Annotated in this window: 7 protein-coding genes; 6 read left to right on the top strand and 1 reads right to left on the bottom strand. The window is 56.4% G+C overall.

What is annotated here, in order from left to right; all coding sequences use genetic code 11:
* The 4 genes from ACESMB_RS13605 to glgP all read left to right on the top strand — a co-directional run.
* On the top strand, positions 1–381 hold a 381-nt coding region (locus ACESMB_RS13605), incomplete at its 5' end, for a 4-alpha-glucanotransferase (protein WP_372971817.1).
* A gap of 101 nt (positions 382–482) precedes the next feature.
* Positions 483–842 carry a PilZ domain-containing protein gene (locus ACESMB_RS13600; RefSeq protein ID WP_372971816.1) on the top strand — a complete coding sequence of 120 codons (360 nt, stop codon included), beginning with the start codon at positions 483–485 and terminating at the stop codon, positions 840–842.
* Positions 843–861: 19 nt separating this feature from the next.
* A complete protein-coding gene (locus ACESMB_RS13595) occupies positions 862–1,632 on the top strand; it encodes an SDR family NAD(P)-dependent oxidoreductase (RefSeq protein WP_372971815.1) in 771 nt (256 codons plus the stop codon).
* Between the two features lie 30 nt (positions 1,633–1,662).
* Positions 1,663–4,191, top strand: coding sequence for an alpha-glucan family phosphorylase (gene glgP / locus ACESMB_RS13590; RefSeq protein WP_372971814.1), 2,529 nt, complete (start codon positions 1,663–1,665; stop codon positions 4,189–4,191).
* A 3-nt stretch (positions 4,192–4,194) separates the two neighbouring features.
* On the opposite strand, the gene ACESMB_RS13585 is transcribed toward glgP, so the two are convergent.
* Positions 4,195–5,610: a TrkH family potassium uptake protein gene (locus ACESMB_RS13585; protein WP_372925619.1), complete on the bottom strand. Its 1,416-nt coding sequence runs from the start codon at positions 5,608–5,610 to the stop codon at positions 4,195–4,197.
* A 268-nt stretch (positions 5,611–5,878) separates the two neighbouring features.
* Here ACESMB_RS13585 and ACESMB_RS13580 point away from each other — a divergent pair, with 268 nt between their 5' ends.
* Positions 5,879–6,454: an ACP phosphodiesterase gene (locus tag ACESMB_RS13580; protein WP_372971813.1), complete on the top strand. Its 576-nt coding sequence runs from the start codon at positions 5,879–5,881 to the stop codon at positions 6,452–6,454.
* A 38-nt stretch (positions 6,455–6,492) separates the two neighbouring features.
* Positions 6,493–6,676 (top strand): RimK/LysX family protein (locus ACESMB_RS13575; RefSeq protein WP_372971818.1); only part of this gene is annotated, 184 nt, incomplete at its 3' end.

Below are 6,676 nucleotides of genomic sequence, written 5' to 3'. Positions count from 1 at the left end.
GGCAGCCCCGACAACCCCCATCTGCTGAACAATCATCATCCAAGGGATCTTGTATACACCGGGACACATGACAACGACACCACCATGGGCTGGTACCAGAGCCTGGACGACCACACCCGACATTACGTCAATGATTACCTGGGCACGACAGGAGAATGTATGCCCTGGCCAGTGATTGAGGCCGCTTTCCGGTCAGTGTGCTCGCTGGCTATCGTGCCCATGCAGGACTTCATGGGGCTTGGGACCGACGCCAGATTCAACACCCCCGGTACCGTCGTGAACAACTGGATCTGGCAACTGGACTGGAATCTTTGCCCCGAAGATCTGTCGAAAAATATCGCCGAATTAGTGCAACGGCATGAACGTTTTCCTCAACACTGATTATTTATTGATCAGCATCAAAGAGGCCCCGGCAATACTCCGATATAAATTACAGGCAGGTTGAAAAAATTGGCGTTCTTAATGGGTTCGGGGGGAATACCATGGAACACAGACTCAGCAAACGCGTACAGGGAAAGCTTGGGCTGCTGGTTTACAAGCGAGGAATGCCCGTTGCAACCGGCCAGATCCGGGATGCGTCGAAGCGGGGCCTTTTTATTGCAACTGATTATACAGATGTACAACTGAATCAGACACTTGAACTTGAATTCCGCTTCCCCGAGAAAAAGGAGAAGCAGTTTCGCCGGCTCACAGCCCACGTGGTTCGCAAGTCAGACAAGGGCATTGGCGTCGATTTCGAGGGCGTCGAAAATGATGGCTTTACCGTCAGTTCACTCATCCACTGGCTAAAAAAACACTATCTGGCGACGAACTATTTTCCGGTTCGCCGACCGGCATACTGACAGCGTAAGGAGGATATCCATGGAACGACTCAAAGGTAAGGTGGCGGTTATTACCGGCGGCGCAGTAGGTATTGGCGCCGCCACTGCAACCCGGATGGCCGAGGAGGGCGCCGCCGTAGCCATTCTCGATTGCCAGGACCGGGAAGGTGAAGCCCTTGCCAGCGGGCTGAGCGATCGGGGTTTCAGGGCGGGTTACTGGCATTGCGATGTCAGCAGTGAGCAGGAAGTCAAACAGGTTCTGGACGAGGTTGCCGACTCCTTCGGCAGCCTTACCGTACTGGTTAACAATGCGGGGATAGCGGGCCCCAACAAACCCACCCATGAGCTGACCGAGGAAGAGTGGGACGCTGTTCAGAATGTGAACGTGAAGGGTGTGTTTTTCTGTACCAAGCACGCCATTCCGCACATGAAAAAGGCAGGTGTAGGCAGCATTATCAATCTGTCATCGATCTATGGTCTGGTCAGCGCCCCGGACATTCCGCCGTACCACGCTTCCAAGGGTGCCGTGCGCCTGATGTCCAAAACAGATGCCCTGTTGTATGCCACCGAGAACATCCGCGCCAACTCCATCCACCCGGGTTTTATCTGGACACCACTGGTTGAAGGCCACCTGAAGACCACCGGGCAGGATCCGGAAGAGGCAAGGAAAGCCACCGATGCGCTTCACCCGGTCGGTCACATGGGCGAGCCCGATGATATCGCCTGGGGTGCCGTGTATCTGGCCTCGGATGAGTCCAAGTTTGTAACCGGCAGCGAGCTGGTCATTGATGGCGGCTATACCGCTCGCTAATGCTGACACAGACTTGACCGGGACTCATCAGTGACACTGGCAGCGTATACTCCACGGTCTTTGCCCGAATCCCTGGGCGGGTTGTTTACACTCGCTCTGGATCTGCGGTGGACCTGGCACCACGGCAGTGACGAGCTTTGGCGGGTTCTTGACGAAGAAACCTGGGAAAGCACGCGTAACGCCTGGCTGGTCCTGAACAGCGTTTCCGGCGACAGGCTGGAGGAACTGGCGGAAGATCCGTCGTTCCAGCTGCGCTACCGGGAACAGATCGCAGCCCACCAGGCGTTCGCCCAGGCCAATACCTGGTACTCGGACAATTGCCCGGGCGATCTGGGCGCGGGTATCGCCTATTTCTGCATGGAATACGGACTCAGTGAGTCCCTGCCGCTTTATAGCGGGGGCCTGGGGGTTCTTGCGGGCGATTATCTCAAGGCGGCCAGTGATCTTGGCGTACCCGTAACCGCTGTCGGGCTGCTTTTCCAACAGGGGTATTTCCGCCAGGCCATCAGTAACGAGGGTGAGCAGCTGGAATTCTATCCGTACAACGACCCCACCATGCTGCCGGTTTCGCCGCTGAGAGACGCAGACGGCCAGTGGGTGAGGGTGGTCGTTCCCTTTCCAGGCCGGCATGTGCGGTTGCGGGCATGGAAGGCACAGGTTGGCCGCTGCGAGTTACTGCTGCTCGACAGCAACGACCCGCGAAACGAACCGGGAGACCGGGGCATAACCAGTGAACTCTACACCGGTGACCCGGAAAAGCGCCTGCAGCAGGAAATGGTGCTCGGCATTGGCGGCTGGCGCCTGTTAGCACAGCTGGGCATTCAGCCGGCCCTGTGCCATCTCAACGAGGGCCATTGCGCGCTCGCTCTCATTGAGAGAGCCTTCAGTTGGCAGGACCTGCATACAACCGATTTCAAAACAGCCCGCACAGCCACCAGGGCGACCAATCTTTTCACCACCCATACCTCGGTTGCCTCCGGATTTGACCATTTCTCGCACACGCTGCTGCGGCTGTACCTGACGCCCTGGCTCGAGACCAGGGAACTTACCGTTGATGGACTGATGAAGCTGGGTCTCCCCGGCACCGTGTGCGGGTTTAAAACCGATGACGCAAGCCTGAACATGGCCTACCTGGCCCTGAACATGAGTGGCCGGGTAAACGGGGTGAGCCGGATCCACCAGAAAGTATCGCAGGCCATCTTCCAGCCGTTTTTTCCTCGCTGGCCGGCTGACGATATTCCCGCCGAATCTGTCACCAACGGCGTGCACACGCCCAGCTGGGATTCACCGGATTCCGATGCCATCTGGACAAGGGCCTGCGGCAAGGACCGATGGCGTCGTCCATTGCAGAACTCGTGCCCCATGTCAGCAGTCTCCGACGCAGAACTCTGGGAAATGCGGCGGCTGCAGCGCAAACGGCTGGTGCACTATCTGCGCCGTCGCCTGGCCAGCCAGCATTGTGAACAGAACCCGGGCCAGGATTATGGCGCCGCCTGCGGGCTGTTGCTGGACAACGAAACCCTGACCCTGGGGTTCGCACGGCGGTTCACCGAATACAAACGGCCGGACCTGCTGCTGAAAGATCAGCAGAGACTTCTGGGATTGCTGGCCAGCCGGGACCGGCCTTTGCAGATTGTTCTGGCCGGCAAAGCTCACCCCTATGACCAACCGGGCAAGGACATTATCCGGCGATGGAAGGCGTTTTCCCGTCGCCCGGATGTCGAGGGCAAGGTGGTCTTTATCGAAGACTACGATCTTGGCGTCGCCAGCCAGCTGATCCAGGGTGTGGATGTGTGGCTGAACTGCCCAAGACACCCATGGGAGGCCTGTGGCACCAGCGGCATGAAAGTGCTGGTTAACGGCGGCCTGAACCTTTCCCAGTATGATGGCTGGTGGGCAGAAGCCTGGACCCCGGATGTTGGCTGGGCCATCCGCTCCGGTGCCACATTCGAGGAACTTGCCAACTCGAACGACCATGACCTGTCTGATGCAGAAGAACTTTTCGATCTGCTGGAACGGGAGGTGATTCCAGCTTTCTACAATGTGGACGAGCAGGGAATCCCGCGGCAATGGGTAGAGAAGATCCGTGCCAGCATGGACCACTTGACCGCAACCTATTCAGCCAACCGAATGGTTCGTGAATATGTTGAAAGGTTTTACCTGCCTATGGCCCTTCAGGGGGAGCAACGGGACCCGTCCACCGCAGCCGACATTGTTTCCGAGCATGGGGAGATCACCCGCTGCTGGCCCAGGCTCAGGTTCAGCGCCGTTAATGTCATTGAGTCAGATGGCAGTCAAACCTACACGGTGGAACTGTACCTGGACGGCATCAGCGAGCAGCGCATCACTGTGGAACTGGTATCAGAGGCATCCGGGCATGGGCCGAGAACCGTGACCGAAATGACCATGCAGCACCCGCTTGCCGGTTCAGCCCACAGTTACCTGTACGAGTGCATCGTGCCCTCGCGCCCGCAAGGACATTACACGCCACGAATCAGGGTGAGGGATGAACGTCTGAATCTGCCGCTGGAGAACCCGGCAGTGCTTTGGCTGAAGTAGGTATCAGCTGCGCCAGAATGCCGGTGAAAGAACAATCACCACGCTAAGAATCTCCAGGCGGCCCATCAGCATACCCACGGAAAGAATCCATTTGGCCGCTTCAGGCAGTGGCGCAAAGTTGCCAGCGGGGCCTATAGTGTCACCGAGAGCGGGGCCGACGTTAGTGAGAACAGTCAGGGCGCCGGACAGGCTGGTTATGAAATCGAGCTGCAGTGCTGCCAATGCAACCGTTATGATCAGCAGGCACAGCAGGAAGATGAAGGTATAGGCGATCATCGAGGAGATAATCTCGTCACTGACAGCACGGCCATTGTAGTTACGGGTAAAAACGGCTCTCGGGTGCAGCAGGCGCATCAACTGCTCCCGCAGGACAATCAGCGAAAGCTGGAAACGGAATATTTTCATACCACCTGCCGTCGATCCGGAACACCCGCCAACAAACATCAGGAAGAAAAACAGAACGAACGCCAGTGGCCCCCAGGCTGAATAATCTTCAGAGGCATATCCTGTCGTCGTCACCACTGAAGTAACGTTGAAGAGCGTTGAAACATAGCCGTTGACGAGGTCGAACTCGACCGGTGACACGTACCAGCGATACAGCGTCAGCAATGCAGGAATGACGAGCAAAATGGTCAGGAACAGGCGCACCTGCTGGTCACGGAACAGTACCCCATGCTGGCCATGCAGTTCGCGCACAAACAGGAAAAAGGGCAGACTGCCAATCATCATGAACAGCGTTGCCTGAAGCAGGATCAGATTGGAATCGAACTTGCCCATGGACATGTCCGATGTTGAAAACCCCCCGGTGGCAATACTGGTCAGGCCGTGGTTGAACGCGTCGAACAGACTCATCCCGGAAAATGCGTAGGTGGTTACTGCAATTATTGTAAACGCGACGTAGACGAAGAGCAGGCCACGGCTGAGTGTTTTCATTCTTGGCAGCGCCTTGTCGGTCCATTCGGACGACTCGGTTGCGAATAGCCGCATGCCACCTACCCGCAAAAAAGGCATTACGGCGACGAACATGCCGATGATCCCTATGCCGCCAATCCACTGCAGTATCGAGCGCCACAGCAACAGGTCCCGGTCCATGGTGTCGAGGCCGGTTAGGACGGTCGCTCCCGTGGTGGTAATGCCCGAGGTTCCTTCGAAGACCGCCTCTGCGGGCGTCAGTCCCAGGTCACTGAGATAAAAAGGAATAGACGAGAGCAGAGCGATGATAAACCAGCTGGATACGGTCAGAACAAACATGTAGCGGGGCTTGAGATCCCTCGCCTGACGGTGCGTGGTCAGTATCCCCAGCAGGCCAACCCCAAAGCAGATAGCCGCAGACTCCGCAAACGCCAGAGCGTTCGGAGCCTCAGAATTTGCCAGAAGAAGCACTGGCAAGGTCATGAAAATACTCAAAAGTATGAACATGACACTGATAATGAAGATTACAGGGGTCAGGTTTCTCAAAAGATGCTCAAGCCGGCTGAACAAAGAGATCGCGACAGAATACAGGCGGCATGGCGCTTTCGCAAGGTAGAACCCCCGAAGTGTCAGGGTCTTACAGATTAATCAAATCACTGTAAATTCCGCGTAAAAATGTCGACCTTACGCCGGAAGTGGCTGGTAACCTGGAGTACGTGCGTTACTATGACAAGAATGGCGCCACCCGTTTGCCGCCAGAACCACAGGAGTCGGTTTGAATCACCTTGCCCATCTGTTTCTCGCACCAGACAGCCCTCACGCCCGCGTTGGAAGCCTGCTCGGAGATTTTGCCCGCGGGGTCGTTGCCTCGGATCTGCCGGCTGAGGTCAGGGAAGGGCTGTACCATCATCGTGCAGTCGACGCATTCACCGATCGCCACCCTGAAGTCATTGCCAGCAAGCAGCTTTTCTCTGCCCAAAGGCGCCGTTTTGCCGGCGTTGCACTGGATATTCTCTACGATCACTATCTGTTAAGAAACTGGCAACGGTTCAGCCACGTGGAAGCTGATAGCTTTATTGAACAGGTTTATCGGGAACTCGATGCCAATGCACCACTGATGCCCGAGCCTATGCAAAGGGTGACAAAGCAGATCATCCGTCACGACTGGTTCCACTCTTACATGGATCTGCAAAACATCGGATATGCCCTGGATCGGGTTGCCGGTCGTATCCGCTTCTCAAACAGCTTCAGCGGTATCATTGAAGAAATTGAAGAACACGACGAAGAACTGGAGCGCCGCTTCCTGCATTTTTTCCCTGAACTCACTCACTTCGCCAAAGAGGCCCCGTAATGCTGCCAGTACGCGTCAAGTCTCTCGCCGCCATTTTCATGCTTGGCCCTGCCATGCTCCTGGCCAATGCTCATAACGAAGAAAACAGCGTTCCGGAGAAGCTAGGGTATGTGGAATGGATCGTCATGGAGGAAACAGGCCTGCGCCTGAAAGCCAGACTGGATACGGGGGCAAAAACCTCATCACTGCATGCCGTCAACGTTGAATCCTACGAAAAAGACG

The organism is Marinobacter sp. (assembly GCF_041686475.1).
Classification (GTDB): domain Bacteria; phylum Pseudomonadota; class Gammaproteobacteria; order Pseudomonadales; family Oleiphilaceae; genus Marinobacter.
Note: the sequence above shows the minus strand (reverse complement) of the source record. Positions and strands in the feature narration are given on the sequence as shown.

Bases quoted from the DNA above. Each gene is read 5' to 3' on its own strand.
- ACESMB_RS13595 (WP_372971815.1), top strand. From the start codon at position 862: ATGGAACGACTCAAAGGTAAGGTGGCGGTTATTACCGGCGGCGCAGTA.
- ACESMB_RS13585 (WP_372925619.1), bottom strand. From the start codon at position 5,610: ATGTTCATACTTTTGAGTATTTTCATGACCTTGCCAGTGCTTCTTCTG.
- ACESMB_RS13600 (WP_372971816.1), top strand. From the start codon at position 483: ATGGAACACAGACTCAGCAAACGCGTACAGGGAAAGCTTGGGCTGCTG.